Below are 19,343 nucleotides of genomic sequence, written 5' to 3'. Positions count from 1 at the left end.
ATGAGCAGCGACAGCGGCGAACGCACCGAGCACGCCAGCCGGCGTCAGCTGCGCGAGGCCTATCGCAAGGGCAAGCTCTCGCGCAGCCAGGACCTGTCCGCCTGGCTCGCCATCGGCACCGTCGCGCTTGTCCTCCCCGCCATGATCGGGGCGGGCGCGGATGCCGGTGCCGCGCAGTTCGTCGAGATCGCCGCGGTCATCCGCAACCCCGACCCCGAGCACGCCGTCGCCGTCCTGTCGTCGGCCCTCGGCAGCATCCCGGCCGTCCTCGGCACGGCGCTGCTGGCCGTCGCGCTCGTCGCGATCCTCGGGTCGGTCGCGCAGGGCGGCATCCACTTGCGCGGCGTGCCGACGCGGTTCGAGCAGTTCAACGTGCTGAACGGCGTCAAACGGCTCTTCGGCGTGCAGGCGCTGTGGGAGGGTGCGAAGGCACTGCTGAAGACCACCGCGATCGGTCTCGCGCTGTGGTTCGTCGTCGCCGGGCTCATGCCCGTGCTGACGATGAGTGGCGCGCACCCGATCACGCGGTTGCTCGAGATCGCCTCGAACGTCGTGACCGCACTGCTCATCACCGCGGTCGCGGTCGGCGTGCTGCTGGCCGCGATCGACGTCCTCGTGGTCATGCGTCGCAACCGCAAGCACACGCGCGTCACCAAGAAGGAAGCGCGCGACGAGCACAAGAACTCCGAGGGCGACCCGCTCATCCGCGGCCAGCGCCGCGCCCGCCAGATGGCGATGAGCCGCAACCGCATGATCGCCGCCGTCGGCGACGCGGATGTCGTGCTCGTGAACCCCACGCACATCGCGGTCGCCCTTCGCTACGAGCCGGGCAAATCGGCACCGCGGGTCGTGGCGAAGGGCCAGGGCCTCATCGCCGAACGCATCCGCGAGCGAGCCCATGAGGCCGGCGTCCCCCTCGTCCGCGACATCCCGCTCGCCCGCGCCCTGCACGGGGCGTGCGAGCTCGGACAAGAGATCCCGGGTGATCTCTACACCGCCGTCGCCCGCGTGCTCGTCTTCGTCGACGGGCTCAAGCGCCGCGGCGCTGCGCGCGGCGTTCACACCGTTCCCGAGAGGAAGGCACCCCGATGAACATCCTGAGAAGGTCGCTGGTGCCGATGGGGGTCGTCGGCATCATCATGCTGCTGATCGTGCCGGTGCCTCCGCCGATCCTCGACGTCCTCATCATCACGAACATCCTGTTCGCGCTGCTCATCCTGCTGACCGCCATGTTCGTGAAGCGGCCGCTCGATTTCGCGGTCTTCCCCTCTTTGCTGCTGGTGGCGACGCTGTTCCGGCTCGGGCTGAACGTCGCGTCGACGAAGCTCGTGCTGGGCGAGGCGCACGCGGGGCAGGTCATCGACGCGTTCGCCGCGATCGCCGTGGGCGGATCGCTCGTCATCGGCATCGTGGTGTTCCTGATCCTCATCGTCATCCAGTTCGTCGTCGTGACGAAGGGCGCCGAGCGCGTCGCCGAGGTCGGCGCCCGGTTCACCCTCGACGCCATGCCGGGCAAGCAGATGGCGATCGACGCCGACCTCAACGCCGGCCTCATCAGCGACACCGAAGCCCGGCGCCGGCGCGCCGAGATCGCCGCCGAGGCCGACTTCTACGGCGCGATGGACGGTGCCTCGAAGTTCGTCAAGGGCGACGCGATCGCCGGGCTCGTCATCATCATCATCAATCTCGTCGGCGGCGTCGCGATCGGCATGCTCTCGAAGGGCATGGAGGCGGGCGAAGCCCTCAACACATACGCTCTGCTCACGATCGGCGATGGCCTCGTCACGCAGATCCCCGCGCTGCTCATGGCGGTCGCGACGGGCATGATCGTCACGCGCTCGGGGGCGGAGTCCGACATGGGCTCGGCCGCGGCGGCGCAGCTGACGCAGTCGCGCAACGCGCTGTCGATCGCCGGCGGCGCGGCGATCGTGATGTCGTTCATCCCCGGAATGCCGATGCTGCCGTTCCTCGTCATCGGAGCCACCCTGCTGCTCATCGCGCAGCGGGTCGGGCGTCGCGAGCAGACTCAGGCGGCCGAGGACGCCCCCGCCGTCGACCCGCGCGGCGCCGTCGACACCCCCGAGGAACTGGCCGAGCGGATGCGGGTGCACGCGCTCGAGATCCTGCTCGCACCCGACATCGTCGATCTCGTCACCGGGGGCCCCGACGACCTGCTCGGGCGCGTGCGCTCGCTGCGACGCAAGACCGCGCTCGAGCTCGGGCTCATCGTTCCGCCCGTGCGCACCCGCGACAGCATCGAACTGCCGCCGTCGACCTACGTCATCCGGGTCGCCGGGATCGAGGCGGGTCGCGGCGTCGCGCCTCGGGCCTCGCTCCTCGCCCTCGGCTCGGGGCTCGAGACCCTGCCCGGCCGGTCGTCGCCCGACCCGGTCTTCGGGATCGACGGCAAGTGGGTGCCCCTCGAGATGCGGCACAGCGCCGAGCTCGCGGGCGCGACGGTCGTCGACCGCGCGAGCGTCATCATCACGCACCTCTCGTCCGTCATCCAGGCCCACGCCGCCCGACTGCTCAGCCGCGAAGACGTCCGCCAGCTCACCGAGACGCTGCGTCAGTCCAGCCCCGCGGCCGTCGAAGAGCTCACGCCGGCGCTGCTGTCGCTCGCCGAGGTGCAGCGCGTGCTGCAGGGCCTTCTCGCCGAGCGCATCCCGATCAACGACCTGACCCGGATCTACGAGGCACTCGCGCTGCGCGCCAAGACGACGACGGACCCCGACGCCCTGATCGAGACCGCGCGCCTCGCCCTCGGTCCCGCCGTTGCGACGCGGTTCGCCGAGCAGGGGCGGCTGCGCATCGTCATGATCGACCCGCTGCTCGAGCAGTCGATGCTCGAGGCCATGCGGCCGAGCGAGGACGGCCCGCACATCGCGCTCGACCCGCATCGGCTCGAGGCGGTCGTGGCCTCGACACGCGCCGCTCTGGAGGCGGCCGGCCCGGGGCCGGAGCCTGTGCTCGTGTGCGCCCCGTCGCTGCGTTCCGCCGTCCGGCGCCTCATCTCGTCGCAGACGGACGGTCTGCCTGTGCTGTCGTACACCGAGGCGACGGCGGGTGGCCTGGCGATCGACACCGTGGGCGTGGTCCGAGACACCGTCGGCGACGCGCAGGCCATCACGACCGCATGAGACTCGCGTCGGCCGCGGAGCGCGCGCAGCGCGTACGGAAAGTAGGGTGATCGAGTGCTGGTGTTGACGAGACGAGTCGGTGAGAAGGTGCTCATCGGCGACGACATCGAGCTCACGGTGCTCGAGGTCAAGGGCGACAGCATCCGGCTCGGCATCGAAGCCCCGCGGTCGACCCGTATCCAGCGCGCCGAGATCGTCGCTGCCGTCGAGACCGAGAACGTCTCGGCCGCCCGCTCGTCCGCGGACGAGCAGCAGGCCCTCCTGAACGCACTCGTCCGCCGCCAGGGCGCGGCCCCGACGGCGGACTGAGAGAGCTTCGGGCGGCGGGTCAGCCCGCGAGCGCCCCGGAGATCTCGTCGATGTTCTGCTGCATCCAGCCCACGTAGTCGACGCCGTCGGGCATGAGCTCGGTGAACTCCAGCACGGGGATGTTCAGCTCGCCGGCGAGCTTGGTGATCTCCGTCGTCTCGGCGCCGCCCGTCTGGGCGTTCACGATCACGATCCGCACGTCGCCGGAGCGCAGGATCTGCTGCGCCTCGAGGAGCGTCGCGGGAGGCACGTCCTGCCCCTCCTCGACGGCCTCGCTGAACGCGGCCGGAGTCGCGTTGTCGAGGCCCGCCGCGGCGGCCAGGTACAGCGGCACCGGCTCCGTCACGAAGATCTTCTCGCCCTGATGGGCCGCCGAGATGGTGTCGAGCGACGTCTCGAGACCGTCGATCCGCTCGATGAGCGCCTGGGCGTTCGCCTCGAAGGTGTCGGCGTTCGCCGCGTCGAGCTCGCCGAGCTCGTGCGCGATGTCTTCGACGAGGTGGGCGATCGTGTGCGGGTCGTACCAGACGTGCTCGTTGAAGCCCTCGATGTGGTCGTGACCTTCGTGGTCGTGACCGTGGTCGTGGTCGTCGGACGCGTGGTCGTCGGCTGCGTGCTCGTCGGCGTGGTCCGCGTGCCCCTCGGCCCCGGGGAAATCGTGCGAGAACTCGACCGCCGTGAGCACCGGAGCGGTGCTGCCGCTCGACTCGACGAGCCCGTCGAGGAACGAGTCGTAGCCCCCGCCGTTCTCGATGACGAGGTCGGCCTGCGACACCGTCAGCTGGTCGCGCGCCGACGCTTCGTACGAGTGCGGGTCCTGCGCGAGCGAGGTCACGATCGAGGTCACCTCGACGGCGTCGCCGCCCACCTCGGCAGCCAGCGAGCCGTACACGTTCGTCGAGGCGACGACGCTGATCTTTCCGTCGTCCGAGCCGCTCGCGGCCGGCGAGGAGGTACCGGCGCAGCCGGCGAGTGCGAGGGATGCCGCGGCCACGAGCACGGCCGCGGGGAGGAGTCGACGGGTCATACCCTCGATTGTACGTTACTGATAATCGTTCTCTTGACCGCAGGAGCCCGACATCAGCGGATTCCCACGTAGAAACGCGACTCGTCGCTCCGGTGGAGCGCCAGATATCGCTCGAAGGGCCGCCCGTCGGCATCCCACGCGATCGACTCGATCGAGAGCACAGGCTGGCCCGGCGCCAGCTCGAGGAGCTCGGCGTCGGGCGGCTCGGGGACGACAGCACTGAGCCAGCGGTCGGCTCCGCTGGGCTGCACTCCGAAGTTGCGCCGGAGGTGCTCGTACAGCGACCGGTTCTCGAGGTTGGCGCGTGCGAGGGTGGGAAAACGGTCGTGCGGCAGCACCGTGTCGACCAGCAGCCAGGGCGTCTCGTCGACACGCCGCAGACGACGCAGCCGCACCACGGAAGCACCCACGGGGATGCGCAGCGCCTCGGCGTCGGCGGCATCCGCGGTCCCGACCGCGAAGTCGAGCACGCGGGTCGTGACCACCCGCCCCGTTCCGGCGAGATCGTCCGACGAGCCCGCCATCGAACCGACGAAGCGGAGGTCGGGTCGCGCCGGCGAGACGAATGAGCCACGGGCCCGCACCTTGTAGATCAGCCCGGCGCGCACCATGTCGGCCAGCGCCTCTCGGACGACGGTGCGCGAGACCCCGAAACGATCGATGAGCTCCGACTCGGAGGGCAGCGCCTGGTCGGGCCGCAGGCGCCCCGACTCGATCTCGCCACGCAAGGCGAGCGACAGCTGCTGCCACAGCGGGAGATCGGACGAGCGGTCGAGCGTCGTCGCTGCGGTCATGGGAGCCTCCTCGATCGGGCCGTCACGGCGAGCGTATCCGGCGCCGTGTTGACACCCGGCGGCCCGCTCCCTATCTTAGTCATCACCAACTTGTCATGACAGGTTGGTTGTTACGAGTTAGGCAGCCCGCACGCCCTCGTGACATCGGCACCTCGCAACGATGCGACACCAGGAGGCACAACGATGACGTTCCCGACCACCCGCCGCATGCTCGCCGCAGCGGCCGCGACAGCGATCTCCGCTCTCGTCCTCGCCGGCTGCGCCGGCAGCCCGACCGACACCACCGCCGGCGGTGAACCCCAGGGCCTGAAGGTGGCCCTGTCGAACGGGTTCGTCAACGGCTGGCGCCTGACCCTCATCGACAAGTTCGAGACGGAGGCCGCGAAGCTCAAGGAGAGCGGCGTCGTCTCCGACTACAGCGTCGTCAATGCCCCGGGCGAGAACAGCGCGACCGAGCAGGCGTCCCAGATTCGCAGCCTCATGCTTCAGAACCCCGACGTGCTCATGGTCATCCCGGCATCCTCGACCGCCCTCGTCCCCGTCATCGAGGAGGCGTGCGCCGCCGGCATCACCGTCGTGATCGTCGACGCCGACATGGACACCAGTTGCGGCGTCGTCGTGCGCAACGACTACGGGCAGTGGGGCGCCGACTCGCTCCAGCCCGCCCTCGACGCCATCGATGGCAAGGGCGACATCATCCTCAACCGGGGCGTCATCGGCTCGCAGCCCGACGAGGCGTTCTACGCCCGCCAGCAGGAGATCCTCGCCGGCTACCCCGACGTGAAGGTCGCCGCCGAAGTGAACGGCTTCTGCGACGCCGCGACGGCGCAGAAGGAGATCGTCGCGATCCTCGGCTCGATGCCGACGATCGCCGCGGTTCCCGGATGCATCGGCGGCATGGGCGTCGTCCAGGCCTTCCAGTCGGCCGGGCGCGACATCCCGGTCGTCGTCTTCGACACCGACGGCAAGTCGCTGTCGTTCTGGAAGGAAAGCGGCATCGACAACGGGTCGTTCGCGGCGCTGACCGATCCCGGACAGATCGTCGCCGCCCTCTACGCCGCCATCGCCAAGCTGCGCGGCGACGAGGTGCCCGACGACGTGGTCCTCCCGCTCGTGCAGGTCACGCAGGAGAACCTCGACTACTGGGTCGAGACCCTCGGCACCGACGAGTACGCCGCCAACGCCTGGGACGAGGCGACCACCGACGCCGCCATCGCGGCTCTGCTGGCCGGCGACGACGTCGCCACGCCCGCACTGCCCTGACACCCGGTGATGCCGTGGCCGACCAGCTCGAACCAGGAGACCCGATGACAACCCTGTCGCACACCCCCGCGACCGCACCCTCGGACGTGGCGCTCGTCACGGCCGAGGCCGTCGCCAAACGGTATGGAAACACGACGGCCCTGGCCGGGATCGACATCTCGGTGTCGGCCGGCGAGATCCTCGGCCTGGTCGGCCACAACGGCGCCGGCAAGAGCACCCTCATGCGGGTGCTCGCCGGGCGCGAGCAGCCCGACGCCGGCAGCATCCGCTGGCAGACCGGCGCCGCGACCGCGAAGCCCGGCACCGAGCAGCCCGGTGTGCGGATGATCTACCAGGAGCTCGCCCTCTGCCCCGACCTCACGGTCGCCGAGAACATCGCGCTCTCGGATGCCGGCACCCGAGGTGCGGGCTGGAACCGCCGCGCCGAGCGGCGGGTGTCGCGCAAGCTCGACGAGGTCTTCCCCGGACACGGCGTCTCGGCGCTGCGCCGGGCCGGCGACCTCACGATGGCGCAGCGGCAGATGGTCGAGATCGTGCGCGCACTGTGCACGCCGTCGCTGTCGCTGCTCATCCTCGACGAGCCGACCGAATCGCTCAGCATCAACGCGACCCGCCAGCTCTACGACGCCCTCCGCGGCCTCGCGGCCGAGGGCGTCGGCATGGCCCTCATCTCCCACCGGATGCAGGAGGTGCTGGCCCATGCCGACCGGATCGCCGTCATGAAAGACGGACGCGTGGTCGACGTGGTCTCGGCGCGAGAGACCGACGAGGACGCACTGCTGGCGGCCATGGGCGGCGAGGTGCACGCCGACACCGCCACGGTGCGCCGGGTGAGCGCGGCGAGCGCTCGGCCCGAGATCGACGCGACGGGCACCGTCGCCCGGATCGACGGAGGCGAGGTGCCGTTCTCGGTCTCACCGGGCGAGATCGTGGGCCTCGCCGGCCTCGCCGGCCACGGTCAGGACGAGCTGCTGCACCGGCTCTGGGCCAACGCGCGCGGCGTCCGTGTCGTACGCGGGCGCGCCTACGTTCCCGGCGACCGCCAGACCAGCGGGATCTTCTCGCTCTGGAACGTCGCCGACAACCTCACCGTCTCGGCCACGCGTCATCTCGCGAGGGCCGGTATCGTCCCGCCCGCCCGGCGCCGGCGGCTCGCGGAGGAATGGGTGCAACGCCTGAACGTGAAAGGCGGCGCACGCGCACCGATCACGTCACTGTCGGGCGGGAACCAGCAGAAGGTCATCGTGGCGCGGGCGTTCGCGACCGATGCTCCCCTGGTGCTGCTCGACGACCCCTTCCGCGGCGTCGACGTCACCACGAAGAACGAGCTCTACGCCCTCATGCGCGTCGAGGCCGCACGCGGCCGCTCGATCGTCTGGTACTCCACCGAGAACGGCGAGATGGCGCACTGCGACCGTGTCTACGTCTTCCGTGCCGGGCGCGTCGTCAGCGAGCTCGCGGGCGACGACATCACCGACGAGCGCATCATCGCGGACTCGTTCGGAATCGACGCCGAGACAGTCCAGGAGGACCGATGACCACCGACGTGCTCTCCCCGCCCACCGCGCCGCAGCGCCTGCGCGCCTCCGCCGTCAACGGATCGCCCGCTCTCCTCGCACTCGTCGCGCTCATCGCGATCTTCGCCGTGACCGCCGTCCTGCAGCCCGGGATCCTCAGCGTGCCCGGCCTGACCCTGATGCTGATGTCGTCGGTGCCGCTCGTGCTCGCCGCCCAAGCGCAGATGATCATGATGGCCGTCGGCGACATCGACCTGAGCGTCGGCTATCTCGTCGGTCTCATCACGGTCATCGCGGCGACGCTTCTGCGGGAGACCCCCACCCTCGCGATCGCCATGATCGCCGGCATCCTCGTCGTGTACGCACTGCTCGCCTGGGTGGTGCAGCGCCGCGGGGTGCCCTCGATCATCCTGACGCTGGGCATGTCGTTCGTGTGGCTGGGGATCGGACTGCAGATCCGGCCGACGCCCGGCGGTCAGACCCCCGACTGGCTCTCGGCGCTGTCGACCTGGCGGCCGACCTGGTTCCCGGCACCGCTCATCTTCATCGCCGCGGCCACGGTCCTGGGATGGTGGATCACGCGACGCTCCCTCGCCGGGGCACGCATGCGTGCGCTCGGCTCGCAGGCCGCGACGCTCGAGAAGACGGGCACCTCGCTCGTCGCGACCCGCGCGACGGCGTACGTCGCCGCGGCCGCGCTCCTCGTTGTCTCGGGCCTGCTCCTCGCCTCGCAGACCTGGTCGGGCGACATCAACGCCGCCGGCGAGTACACCCTCATGACGATCGCCGCGGTGATCCTCGGCGGGGGCACCTTCTCGGGCGGCCGTGCCCTGCCGATCGGCACGACGCTCGGCGCGATCACCCTCGGCCTCATCACCGTGCTGCTCAGCCTCATCAACCTCCCGTCCGCCCTGCAGTCGGCCGCACAAGGCGTCATCGTCATCGCCGTGCTCGCGGGCCGCATGATCACCGAGAGGATCGCGCGATGACCTCCGCCTCCATCCCGCTCCCGGCGCCCCGCCGCGGCCCCGTCTGGCCCGCCTGGGGGTGGTCGCTCCTCGGTGTGCTCGCCGTGTGGACAGTGATCATCGCCGTACGCCCCGGGTCGCCCCTCGACCCCATGGCCCAAGCCCTCTCGCTTGCGCCGTTCCTCGTGCTCGTCGCCCTCGGACAGATGCTGGTGATCACCCTCGGCCCGGGCAACATCGACGTCTCCGTCGGCACCGTCATCTCGATGGCCTCCTACGTCTCGGTCGGCGTGGGCGCCACGGCGGGGCCGGCGATCGGGCTCGCCGCCGGGGTCGGCTCCGGGCTCGCCGCCGGTGCGGTCAGCGCCGCCGCGATCCTGCTCCTGCGGGTGCCGCCGATCATCGCGACCCTCGCGACGAGCCTCGTCGTCACCTCTGCGACGCTCCTCCTGGCGGATGCCGCACGCGCCGGCGCTGACGCGAGCCTGCGGGCCTTCGTCACCGCGAAGGCCTTCGGCATCCCGGTCATCGCGCTCGTCGTCGCGGCAATGACGGTGATCGTCTGGCTCGCCCTCACCCGGACCCGTGTCGGTGTCGCCGTCATCGCCGTCGGCCAGAGCGTTCGCGCTGCCGAACGCGCCGGTCTGCCGGTGGCGGGGGTGACGGTCACCGCCTACCTCGTCTCGGCGGGCCTCGCGGGACTGGTCGGCGGCCTGCTCGCCGCGTTCATCTCCCCCAGCACGGTGCTCGGCAGCTCGTACATGCTCGACTCGATCGCGGTCGTGGTGATCGGCGGCACCCTCATCTCCGGCGGTCGCCCCGTACCGGCCGGCGCCTGGACCGGCGCTCTCTTCTTCGTGCTGCTGTCGGGGCTGCTCAACCTCGTGGGGTGGTCGATCGGCGCTCAGAACGTGCTCAAGGGCGTGCTCGTCGTCCTCGTCGTCGTGATCGCCTCGGCCGCCACCGGAACCGGCCGCAGCTCTCTGCACCGGCTGCGGGTGAGCCTGCGTCGCCCCGCCTCCGTTCCCTCGGCCCGACGCGCCGACACCGACCCCATCCCGAAGAACAAGGAGAACATCCATGGCTGACCTCGACGACCTGCGTGAGGGAACCGACTACTCCGGCCCCGCCGTGGCCGGAACCGGCTACCCCATCAAGGGCCAAGCGGGCCAGGACTGGGGGCTGCGCGCGCGGATGTCGCGCGTGTTCGACCCCCGCGACGGCAAGACCGTGATGCTCGCGTTCGATCACGGCTACTTCCAGGGCCCGACCTCCGGCCTCGAGCGGCTCGACCGCTCGATCCTGCCGCTGGTTCCCCAGGCGGACGCTCTGATGTGCACGCGCGGAGCCCTGCGCACGACCATCCCGCCGCACTCGTCGAAGGGCATCGTGCTGCGCGCCTCCGGCGGTCCCAGCGTGCTCAAGGAGCTCTCCGACGAAGAGATCGCCGTCTCGATCGACGACGCCGTGCGACTGGATGCCGCGGCCCTGGCCGTGCAGGTCTTCATCGGCGGCGACAACGAGACGAAGTCGGTGCGCAACATGACCACCCTCGTCGACGCGGGCCAGGCCACCGGCATCCCGGTGCTGGCCGTCACCGCGGTCGGTCGCGACATGGTGCGCGATGCCCGCTACTTCCGCCTCGCCACCCGCATCAGCGCCGAGCTCGGCGCGGCGTTCGTGAAGACCTACTACGTCGAGGAGGGCTTCGAGACGATCACCAGCGCGTGCCCCGTCCCGATCGTCATCGCCGGCGGCAAGAAGGTCGAGGAGCGTGAGGCCCTGCGTGTGGCGTCGCGGGCGATGGCGGAAGGCGCGGCGGGCGTCGACATGGGACGCAACGTCTTCCAGTCGGCGCACCCGGCCGCCATGCTCGCGGCCGTCCGCGGGGTCGTCCACGACGGCCTCAGCGCCGACGACGCCTTCGACCTGTTCCAGACCCTCTCCCACTGAACCGTCTCGGGGCGCCCGCGGGCGCCCCGAGACCCGAAGGATGCAGCATGCCCTCGCTTCGTACCCATGCCGAGCCCACCTCGGCCGACGTCGTCGTCATCGGCGCCGGGATCAACGGCCTCGCCATCGCCCGTGAGGCCGCGAGCCGTGGCCTCCACGTCGTCGTCATCGACCGCGACGACATCGCCGCCCGCACCTCGGCGATCTCGACCCGTCTCATCCACGGCGGCCTGAAGTACCTCGAGCGCGTGGAGATCCCGCTCGTGCTCGAATCGATCCGCGAGCGCAACATCCTGCTGCGCACCGCACCGCATCTCGTGCGCCCCTACCCCATGCTCATCCCGTTCTCGCGAGGCGCCTCGCGGCCGGGCTGGCTGCTCTCGTGCGGTCTGCTGCTGCACGACATCCTCTCGTTCGGCAAGAAGCTGCCGCGCAACCGCATCGTCTTCTCGCGGCGCCTGTCGCGCGAGTGGCCGTCGGTCGCTGCGGGCGGCGTGAAGTGGGGTGGCCTGTTCCAGGACGCGCACGTGCCGGTGACCGAGCGCTTCGGCATCGAGCTCGCGATCGATGCGGCCAACCACGGCGCCACGGTGCTCACCCACACCCCCGTCACCGACCTGATCCGCGAGAAGGGACGCATCGCGGGCGTGCGCTACCTCGACCGTGAGGACGGTCGCGAGCGGACGCTGCGCGCCCCGGTCGTCGTCAACTGCGCCGGCCCGTGGGTCGACGCGATCCTCGATCTGCAGGGCGAGCACCCGCGCCGCATCGGCCCGACGAAGGGAAGCCACCTCGTCGTCGACGCGTTCCCCGGCGCGCCCGACACCTGCATCTTCTTCGAGTCACCCGATGACAACAGGCCCATGTTCGTCCTGCCGTGGTGGGACGGAAAGTACATGATCGGCACGACCGATCTGCCCTACGACGGGTCGATCGACGAGATCGTCGTCGACGACGACGAGGTCGACTACCTGCTCCGCGCGGTAAACGACCTCATCCCGGGGGCCGGTCTGCGACGCGACGCCGTGCTGTGGTCGTTCTCGGGAGTGCGCCCGCTTCCTTACGTGGCAGACCTGAGCGACCCGGCCTCGGTCAGCCGCGACAGCGAGATCGTCGTGCACACCGGCGACGCCGCGGGACTGCTCACCGTCATCGGCGGCAAGTACACGACCCACCGGGCCCTGGGCGAGCAGGCGCTGCGGCGCATCGAGACGGCGCTGGGGCTCGGCCACCGCCGCTCCGCGACCCGCACCGCCCGGTTCCCCGGCGCGCCCGCGGGCGATCACGAGAGCTTCATCGCTGACAGCGTCGCCCGCAGCGCCCTGCCCGAGCGCAGCGCCCGTCGACTCGCCGACCTGTACGGAACCCTCAGCCGCCCGATCGAGATGCTGGCGGCATCCGACCCGTCTCTCGCCGAGGTCATCGACGACGAGAGCGGCGCGATCGCCGCGGAGGTCGTCTACGCCGTCCGCGAGGAAGGCGCCCACACGCTCGAAGACGTGCTCATCCGTCGCACCGCGATCGCGCTGAACAGCGACGTCGGCCTCGGCTGTGCGGCACGTGCCGCCGACGTCCTCGTCGCGCACGGCGACTGGAGTGCCGAGCGCGCGGAAGCCGAGCTGGCGCGATACCGTGAAGCCGCTCGGCGCTTCGCACCCCGAACCCTGCGCCCGGCATCCGCTCAGCCGACGGCCGCCTGAGCGAGAAACGAGGATCGATGAAGATCTGCGTCATCGGCATCGACGTGGGACTCACGTCTGCCAAAGCAGCGGCGTTCGACGACGCCGGGCGGGAGATCCGCACGGTCTCGGCGCCGAACCCCCGCGTCGCCGTCTCGCGCGAGCGGCAGGAGATCGCGATGGACACGCTGTGGGATGTCGTCGCCGACGTCCTCCGCGACCTGACGTCATGGCTCGCCGCCGACGGGTGGACGGTGTCGGCGGTCGGCGCGACCGGCCACGGCAACGGTCTCTACCTGGTCGACGAGCAGCTGCGGCCGGTGCGGCCCGCCATCGCCTCGACCGACAGCCGGGCCGAGCACGTCGTCGCGGCCCTCGACCCCGCGGCGGTCGAGCGGATGCGGCTGCTCACCGGGTCGCTTCCGTGGGCCGCGCAGCCCGGCGTGCTGCTGCGGTGGCTGCTCGACAATGAGCCCGAGTCGCTCGACCGGGCCCGCTGGGCCCTGACCTGCAAGGACTGGATCACGGCGTGCCTGACCGGCGTCGCGAGCGCCGACACGTCCGACTCGTCGGGATGCGGCCTGGTCAACCTCCGCGAGCGGGAGTACGAGCCCGAGGTCTTCGACATGCTCGGTCTGCCCCGCGAACTCCAGCGCATCCTGCCACCCCTGCACGCGAGCGACGAGGTCGTCGGGACGATCAGCGCCGACGCCGCCGCACGCTCGGGCCTGACCGCGGGTACGCCCGTCGTCGCCGGCTGCATGGACTGCGTCGCGAGCCCGCTCGGCGCAGGCTCCACCGATCTCGGCGACGTGACGGTGATCGTGGGCACCTGGGCGATCAACGCGGTCGTGGTGCCGACGGATGCCGTTCCCCCGCGCGTCACGATCAACGCGCTGCTCCCCGATCCCCGCCTCATGCTGGCCATGGAGGTCGCGCCCACGTCCGCCGCGAGCATCGAGTGGGCGTCCGGGCTGCTCGGCGCCCGCGCGACTCTCCCGTTGACTCCGCGCGACCTCCTCGAAGCCGCGCACGGCGCACCCCCGCTGGCGGACGGGCTGCTCTTCCTGCCCTTCATCCACGGCGCGCCCGAGCATCTCGGCGCCTCCGGCACCTTCGTCGGAATCAAGGGCAGCCACGGCTACCCGCACGTCGCCCGCGCCGTCGCCGAAGGCATCACGCAGTACCACCGCGTGCAGATCGAGAAGGTCGTCGCGACGGGGGCCGTCGTCACCGACGCCCCGTGGACCCTCGCCGGCGGCGGGGCGAAGAACCCCCAGTGGGCGCAGATGTTCGCTGATGTCATCGGTCACGCGATGCGCCGGCAGCTCGGCACCGAGCTGGGCGCGCGCGGCGTCGCCTCGCTCGCGGCACGGGGCGTCGGGGTCGACATGACGCCGTGGGGCGTCGAACCCGACCCCGCGCTCGTCGTGCAACCGGGCATCTGCCGCACCGCGTATCAGCAGCAGGCGGCCCGCTTCGACCGAGTCGTGTCGTCGATGACGAGCGTCTGGGAGGCCTACGCATGACGCCCTCGTCGGGCGTGTCCGACGCCCTCGACGAGATCGTGCGCGTCAGTCAGGCCCTCGGCGGCGATCCCTCGTTCGTCCTCCATGGGGGCGGGAACACGTCGATCACCGCGCGAGGCGAGGACGTCACGGGCGAGCCCGTCGACCTCGTCCTGGTCAAGGGGAGCGGATGGGATCTCGCCACGATCGAGCCGGCAGGATTCGCGCCACTGCGTCGCGACCGCCTCGAGCGCCTGCTGCGCCTGCCGCACCTCGACGACCCGACGATGGTGAACGAGCTGCGCCAGGCCTCGCTCGACGCATCGGCACCGACGGCCTCGATCGAGGCACTGCTGCACGCGTATCTCCCCGGCCGGGTCGCGCTGCACTCGCATGCCGACGCGATCGTCGCCGTGACCGATCGCGACGTGCCCGACGACGAGATCGCCACGGCGCTGGGCCCGCGGGTCGTCGTGCTGCCGTATGTGATGCCCGGATTCCCGCTGGCCCGTCTCGTGGCCGACACCGACCTCAGCGGGGTCGACGCGCTCGTCCTCCGCAACCACGGTCTGTTCACCTTCGGCGACGATCCCGACGCCGTCCTCGCCCGCCATCGCGAGATCGTCGCCCGCGCGACCGGGCTGTCGGCAATCATCGCACCCGGCGAGAGGGATGCCGGCCAGACGGATGCCGGTGATCACGGCATCCCACAGCGCGGCACGCTCGAGACCATCGCGGGCCTGCGCGCCGACATCGCACGCGCCGCCGGACGGCCGATGCTGCTGCGACAGAGCCGGTCGCACCGTGCCGCCGCGTTCGCGGGCCGCACCGATCTCGACGTGACCACGACCCGGGGAACCGCGACCCCCGAGCACGTCATCTACACCAAGCGGCATCCGCTCGTCGGGCGCGATGTCGCGGCGTACGCGAGCGCCTACCGGGCCTACGTCGAGCGCCACCGGCACCGCCAGCCGGGGCCGGTGACTCCTCTCGACCCCGCGCCACGCGTCGTGTTCGACCGGGAGCTCGGGATGCTGACCGCCGGCGACACCGTGCGGGATGTCGGTGTCGCGGCCGACATCGCCGAGCACACCATCGCCGTCATCGAGGCGGCCGATGCGCTGGGCGGCTACCGCTCGCTCGACGAAGCGCAGAGCTTCGACATCGAGTACTGGTCGCTCGAGCAGGCCAAGCTCGCGGGACGCCGACGCGCACCGCTCGCGGGCGAAGTCGCCATCGTGACCGGCGCCGCCTCCGGCATCGGGCGGGCCACCGCGGAGCGGCTGCTCGCCGATGGCGCCGCGGTGGTGGGGGTCGACCTCGATCCGAGCGTGCCGCACGCATTCTCGGGTGACGCGTGGCGCGGGGTGGTCGGTGACGTCGCCGACGCTGCCGTCGTCGAGCGCGCCCTCGACGAGGCGGTCCGCTCCTACGGCGGCGTCGACATGCTCGTCGTCGCTGCGGGGATCTTCCCCCGCAGTCAGCCGATCGCCGACCTCGACGATGCCGCGTGGGAGCGCGCCGTTCGCGTCAACGCCACCGCGCCCCTGCGCCTGATGCGGGCGGCGCACGCGCACCTCGCGCTGGCGCCCCGGGGCGGGCGCGTGGTGCTCGTGTCGACGAAGAACGTCGCGGCACCGGGCCCCGGCGTCGCGTCGTATTCGGCGAGCAAGACCGCAGCGGCTCAGCTCGCGCGGGTCGCAGCGATCGAGTGGGCCGCTGACGGCATCCGGGTGAACCAGGTCGAGCCCGACGCGGTCTTCGACACGGCGATCTGGACACCCGAGCTGCTCGCGGAGCGCGCGGCCAGCTACGGCCTCAGCGTCGAGGAGTACCGCACACGCAATCTGCTGCGCGTCGAGGTCACGAGCGCGATGGTCGCCGAGGCGGTCGCCGTCTTCTGTGAGCAGCTGCCGGCGACGACCGGCGCGCACCTCAGCGTCGACGGGGGCAACGACCGGGTGATCTGAGGCCGCGCCGTTTTTTCGGCCGACCGAACGATTCGCTCGCCCGAAATGCTGTCAATCAGGGCTTTTCGTCATTTTCGACGGCCCGCGACTGGCAAGCTCGAGAGCGGCCGATCTCCGTTCGACGGTGCCCGGGACGATCGCCGGCCATCCCGTCATCCCCGCTTCGAGGAGGAGCCATGTCGCCCTGGGCGCTCTTCATCCTGGCCGTCGGCGTCTCCGCCGATGCGTTCGCCGTAGCTCTCGGAAAGGGACTGCAGTTGCGCGCCCACGTGGTGCGGGGCGCCCTGCTCATCGCAGGCGCCTTCGGCCTCGCGCAGGCGGTGATGCCGCTGATCGGCTGGCTGCTGGGCAGCACGTTCGCCGAGGCGATCGCCCCGTTCGACCACTGGATCGCCTTCGGCCTCCTCGCCGCCATCGGCGCCAAGATGCTGTGGGAGGCGTTCCGTCCCGACGAGGACGACGCGGATGCCGCATCCGGCCTCTCCGCTCGCGAGATCGTGCTGCTCGCCCTCGCGACGAGCATCGACGCCCTCGCCGTCGGCCTGTCGTTCGCATTCCTCGACGTGCCGCTGTGGATCGCGGTCGTCTCGATCGGCCTCGTCACGTTCGCGCTGTCGTTCGTCGCGGTGCTGATCGGCCACCGCATCGGCACGCGCTGGCGCAAGCCCGCCGAGATCATCGGGGGCATCGTGCTCATCGGCATCGGCACTCAGATCCTCATCGAGCACCTGGTCGCCGGCTGACTCCGCGCGGGTCGCGGTCGCGAGCCTCGGAGAATCACGCGAACCTCGGATCTTTGCGCGCGAACAGTCCGAGGTTCGCGACGCCCTCCGAAGCACGGATGCCGGGGCGCGTGAGCGCCGGAGCGAGGCGGGTCAGCCCGCGAGCTTCGCCTTCACGTACGCGACCACGGCGTTCGCGTGACCGTGGCCGAGTCCGTGCTCGGTCTTGAGCGACTCGACCACCTGCATGTGCGACATCCCGGTCGAGAGCTGATCGGCTGCGATGTCGAGCCAGTGCTGGATCGGCAGCCCGTACGTCTTCTCGATGCTCGGGAAGTACGACGCCGGCCCCTTCGGCTTGTTCGCGGGATCGATGTCCGGAGCGGGGACGCGCGACGCACTCATGCGCCGAGGCTACCGCCGACCCGCGCTGCCGCGGGCGAGGAGTTTTTGCGAAGTCTCGTCACGAAACGGGTGGGCGGGCATCTCTTCGGTAGGTCGCGAGACCTGTCCGGCACTCCCCGTCGGGCCCCTGCCGGCCCCCAACCGGTGGGGAACCGTGTAGCGAGAGGGGGAGCGACTTCGGCCGCTCCCCCTCTCGTGACGTCACGCCGACGCGGAACGCGCTCGAGGCCTCGCGTCCGCCAGCGCGCGATGGGCCGCGTTGTAGCCGCACATCCCGTGCACACCCGGCCCCGGCGGAGTGGCCGCCGAGCACAGGTAGACGCCGGGAACCCGGACGTCGTAGGGCGATGCCGCCGCTGCCGGGCCGAGGAGCAGCTGGCCGAGCGTCTTCGCCCCGGTGAGGATGTCGCCGCCGACGAAATTCGCGTTGTCGCGTGCGAGATCGCCTGTCGAGTAGCTGCGTTGCGCCACGATTCGGGAACGGAAACCGGGGGCGTAACGCTCGATCTGGCGGATGATGGCCGCCGTCGCGTCACCCGTGTATCCCTGCGGGACATGGGCGTAGGCGTACACGGGCGCCAGGCGGCCGACGCGGCGTGTCGGGTCGGCGACATCCTGCTGTCCGACGAGCACGAATGGCCGCTCGGGCATGCGGCCGCGCGAGGTCTCGGCCTCGGCCCGTGCGATCTCGGCGGCCGTTCCGCCGACGTGCACCGTTCCGGCGCGCGACACGTCCGGGTTGGTCCAGGGCACCCCGTCTTCGACGACGAAGTCGACCTTGAACGCGCCAGGTCCGCTCGTGAACCGCCGAAGACGGGTTTTACTCCAGCGCGGAAGAGCATCGCCGACGATGCCCTCGACCTGCGTGGGATGTACATCGAGCATGAGGATGTCGTGGGGTGGAAGCTCCGCCCGGCTGCGAACCCGATGCCCGGTGACGAAGGTGACGCCGCGTTCACGCAGCGAGGCGACGATGGCATCGGTGAGCTTCGAGGTGCCCCCGACCACCACGGGCCACCCGACACCGTGAGCGGCGGTGAGAAGCGCGGCCGCCACCGCCCCCGCGAAGGGGCGTGAGAAGGGCTGGAACGAGTGAGCGGCGATCCCGGCGTACAGCGCTGCGGCGGGTTCAGAGGTCAGCAGCCGCGCGATCAGACTCGGCGGCGGAGCTGCGACCATTCCGAACCGGGCGAAGAGAAGGGGATGCCGCGGAATATGGAGCGGCGGTTCGAAGAGTTCCGGGGCGAGGGCATCGAAGCGGCGTGCCGGGGCGCCGAAGAGGCGACCCCACGCGGGTGCGCCGAGGCCGTGCACGGTCATCTCCACCGATCGGTGCAGCAGTGCGGTGCGGCCGCCCTCGAGCGGATGAGCGACCTCGATCGACGCTTTGCCCCACTGCACATCCGGCGCAAGCTCGGCGATGTAGGGCGAGATGAGCGCGAGCGGATGCACAGCGGCGCAGTGGTCTTGGACGATCCCCGGGATCAGCGGCTCGGCCGCGCGGGCGCCGCCGCCCAGCACATCGTTCGCCTCGTAGACCGTCACGGCGTAGCCGGCCCGGTTGAGGACGTGGGCGGCGGCGAGCCCGTTGGGGCCGCTGCCGACGACGACGGCGGTGCCTTGCGCGACAGCGGCCATGGCTGTGCACCTCTCTGGAAAGTAGGGAAGGTGGGGCGGGGCCCGAAGGCTCCCGCCCCACCCTTGGAATGGTACGAGGGGATTACTCCGCCTCGACCTCCCGGTTCTTGCGGCGTCCGAAGACGGCAGCGAGCACGCCCAGGAGAGTCAGCATCGTTGCACCGATGCCGATACCCATGGCAGCCGCCGTGTCGCCTCCAGTACGCGCGAGCGAGCCGTCGGACTTGCTCGACGCGCTGTTGCTCGACGCCTGAGCGCCGGGGTCGGTGCCGTTGTCGGCCGAGGCCGACGTCTCAGCGCCGGGGTCAACCGAAGCCGAGTTCTCAGCGCCCGGATCGACCGACGCAGACGCCGAAGCGTTCACGTTGGTGTTCGGGTCAGCCGAGGAGTCAGCATCAGCCTGGAACTGCACCGAAGCATCCGTCGACGAGTTCGACGTTGCCGCCGCCT

Annotated in this window: 17 protein-coding genes; 12 read left to right on the top strand and 5 right to left on the bottom strand. The window is 71.0% G+C overall.

Annotation, left to right across the window (positions count from 1 at the left end):
• The 3 genes from ACU6RU_RS13620 to csrA are packed head-to-tail and all read left to right on the top strand — an operon-like array spanning nucleotide 1 to nucleotide 3,449.
• Entirely contained in the window at nucleotides 1–1,092 is a 1,092-nt protein-coding gene (locus tag ACU6RU_RS13620; RefSeq protein WP_446726811.1) for an EscU/YscU/HrcU family type III secretion system export apparatus switch protein, read from the top strand.
• Entirely contained in the window at nucleotides 1,089–3,140 is a 2,052-nt protein-coding gene (locus ACU6RU_RS13615; RefSeq protein ID WP_446726810.1) for a flagellar biosynthesis protein FlhA, read from the top strand. Before ACU6RU_RS13620 ends, ACU6RU_RS13615 begins: the two co-directional genes overlap by 4 nt.
• 60 nt (nucleotides 3,141–3,200) lie before the next feature.
• A complete protein-coding gene (gene csrA / locus ACU6RU_RS13610) occupies nucleotides 3,201–3,449 on the top strand; it encodes a carbon storage regulator CsrA (RefSeq protein ID WP_396652159.1) in 249 nt (82 codons plus the stop codon).
• A 19-nt stretch (nucleotides 3,450–3,468) separates the two neighbouring features.
• Here the strand turns inward: csrA and ACU6RU_RS13605 are convergent, their stop codons facing one another.
• Together ACU6RU_RS13605 and ACU6RU_RS13600 are read right to left on the bottom strand one after the other, a co-directional pair.
• Nucleotides 3,469–4,476, bottom strand: coding sequence for a metal ABC transporter solute-binding protein, Zn/Mn family (locus ACU6RU_RS13605; protein WP_446726809.1), 1,008 nt, complete (start codon nucleotides 4,474–4,476; stop codon nucleotides 3,469–3,471).
• Nucleotides 4,477–4,529: 53 nt separating this feature from the next.
• Nucleotides 4,530–5,270 (bottom strand): GntR family transcriptional regulator, encoded by a 741-nt coding sequence (locus ACU6RU_RS13600; protein ID WP_120264028.1) that lies wholly within the window; start codon nucleotides 5,268–5,270, stop codon nucleotides 4,530–4,532.
• 183 nt (nucleotides 5,271–5,453) lie between these two features.
• On the opposite strand from ACU6RU_RS13600, the gene ACU6RU_RS13595 reads away from it, so the two are divergent.
• The 9 genes from ACU6RU_RS13595 to ACU6RU_RS13555 all read left to right on the top strand — a co-directional run bounded on the left by ACU6RU_RS13595 (nucleotide 5,454) and on the right by ACU6RU_RS13555 (nucleotide 16,871).
• The gene (locus ACU6RU_RS13595; RefSeq protein WP_120264027.1) at nucleotides 5,454–6,533 is read left to right on the top strand and encodes a substrate-binding domain-containing protein; all 1,080 of its coding nucleotides are present in this window, start codon (nucleotides 5,454–5,456) and stop codon (nucleotides 6,531–6,533) included.
• A 44-nt stretch (nucleotides 6,534–6,577) separates the two neighbouring features.
• Nucleotides 6,578–8,071, top strand: coding sequence for a sugar ABC transporter ATP-binding protein (locus ACU6RU_RS13590; protein WP_446726808.1), 1,494 nt, complete (start codon nucleotides 6,578–6,580; stop codon nucleotides 8,069–8,071).
• Nucleotides 8,068–9,039: an ABC transporter permease gene (locus ACU6RU_RS13585; RefSeq protein WP_446726807.1), complete on the top strand. Its 972-nt coding sequence runs from the start codon at nucleotides 8,068–8,070 to the stop codon at nucleotides 9,037–9,039. The genes ACU6RU_RS13590 and ACU6RU_RS13585 overlap by 4 nt, the downstream gene beginning before the upstream one ends.
• Nucleotides 9,036–10,106: an ABC transporter permease gene (locus ACU6RU_RS13580; protein WP_446726806.1), complete on the top strand. Its 1,071-nt coding sequence runs from the start codon at nucleotides 9,036–9,038 to the stop codon at nucleotides 10,104–10,106. Before ACU6RU_RS13585 ends, ACU6RU_RS13580 begins: the two co-directional genes overlap by 4 nt.
• A complete protein-coding gene (gene lsrF / locus ACU6RU_RS13575) occupies nucleotides 10,099–10,971 on the top strand; it encodes a 3-hydroxy-5-phosphonooxypentane-2,4-dione thiolase (protein ID WP_120264023.1) in 873 nt (290 codons plus the stop codon). The genes ACU6RU_RS13580 and lsrF overlap by 8 nt, the downstream gene beginning before the upstream one ends.
• Before the next feature lie 47 nt (nucleotides 10,972–11,018).
• Complete coding sequence (locus ACU6RU_RS13570) at nucleotides 11,019–12,671, top strand: FAD-dependent oxidoreductase (protein ID WP_446726805.1); 1,653 nt, start codon at nucleotides 11,019–11,021, stop codon at nucleotides 12,669–12,671.
• 17 nt (nucleotides 12,672–12,688) lie between these two features.
• Nucleotides 12,689–14,179, top strand: a complete 1,491-nt coding sequence (locus ACU6RU_RS13565; protein WP_446726804.1) for an FGGY-family carbohydrate kinase — start codon at nucleotides 12,689–12,691, stop codon at nucleotides 14,177–14,179.
• On the top strand, nucleotides 14,176–16,128 hold the full coding sequence (locus ACU6RU_RS13560; protein WP_446726803.1) for an SDR family NAD(P)-dependent oxidoreductase: 1,953 nt from the start codon (nucleotides 14,176–14,178) through the stop codon (nucleotides 16,126–16,128). The genes ACU6RU_RS13565 and ACU6RU_RS13560 overlap by 4 nt, the downstream gene beginning before the upstream one ends.
• 176 nt (nucleotides 16,129–16,304) lie before the next feature.
• Nucleotides 16,305–16,871: a manganese efflux pump MntP gene (locus ACU6RU_RS13555; protein ID WP_064955859.1), complete on the top strand. Its 567-nt coding sequence runs from the start codon at nucleotides 16,305–16,307 to the stop codon at nucleotides 16,869–16,871.
• Nucleotides 16,872–17,003: 132 nt separating this feature from the next.
• Here ACU6RU_RS13555 and ACU6RU_RS13550 read toward each other — a convergent pair whose 3' ends face one another.
• The 3 genes from ACU6RU_RS13550 to ACU6RU_RS13540 form a co-directional block, all read right to left on the bottom strand.
• On the bottom strand, nucleotides 17,004–17,255 hold the full coding sequence (locus ACU6RU_RS13550) for a DUF4287 domain-containing protein (RefSeq protein WP_120264019.1): 252 nt from the start codon (nucleotides 17,253–17,255) through the stop codon (nucleotides 17,004–17,006).
• A gap of 201 nt (nucleotides 17,256–17,456) precedes the next feature.
• A complete protein-coding gene (locus ACU6RU_RS13545) occupies nucleotides 17,457–18,893 on the bottom strand; it encodes a phytoene desaturase family protein (protein ID WP_120264018.1) in 1,437 nt (478 codons plus the stop codon).
• Between the two features lie 82 nt (nucleotides 18,894–18,975).
• On the bottom strand, nucleotides 18,976–19,343 hold a 368-nt coding region (locus ACU6RU_RS13540; protein ID WP_446726802.1), incomplete at its 5' end, for an LPXTG cell wall anchor domain-containing protein.

Source organism: Microbacterium sp. F1-18 (genome assembly GCF_052921305.1).
This window is presented reverse-complemented; position numbering and strand designations above follow the sequence as displayed.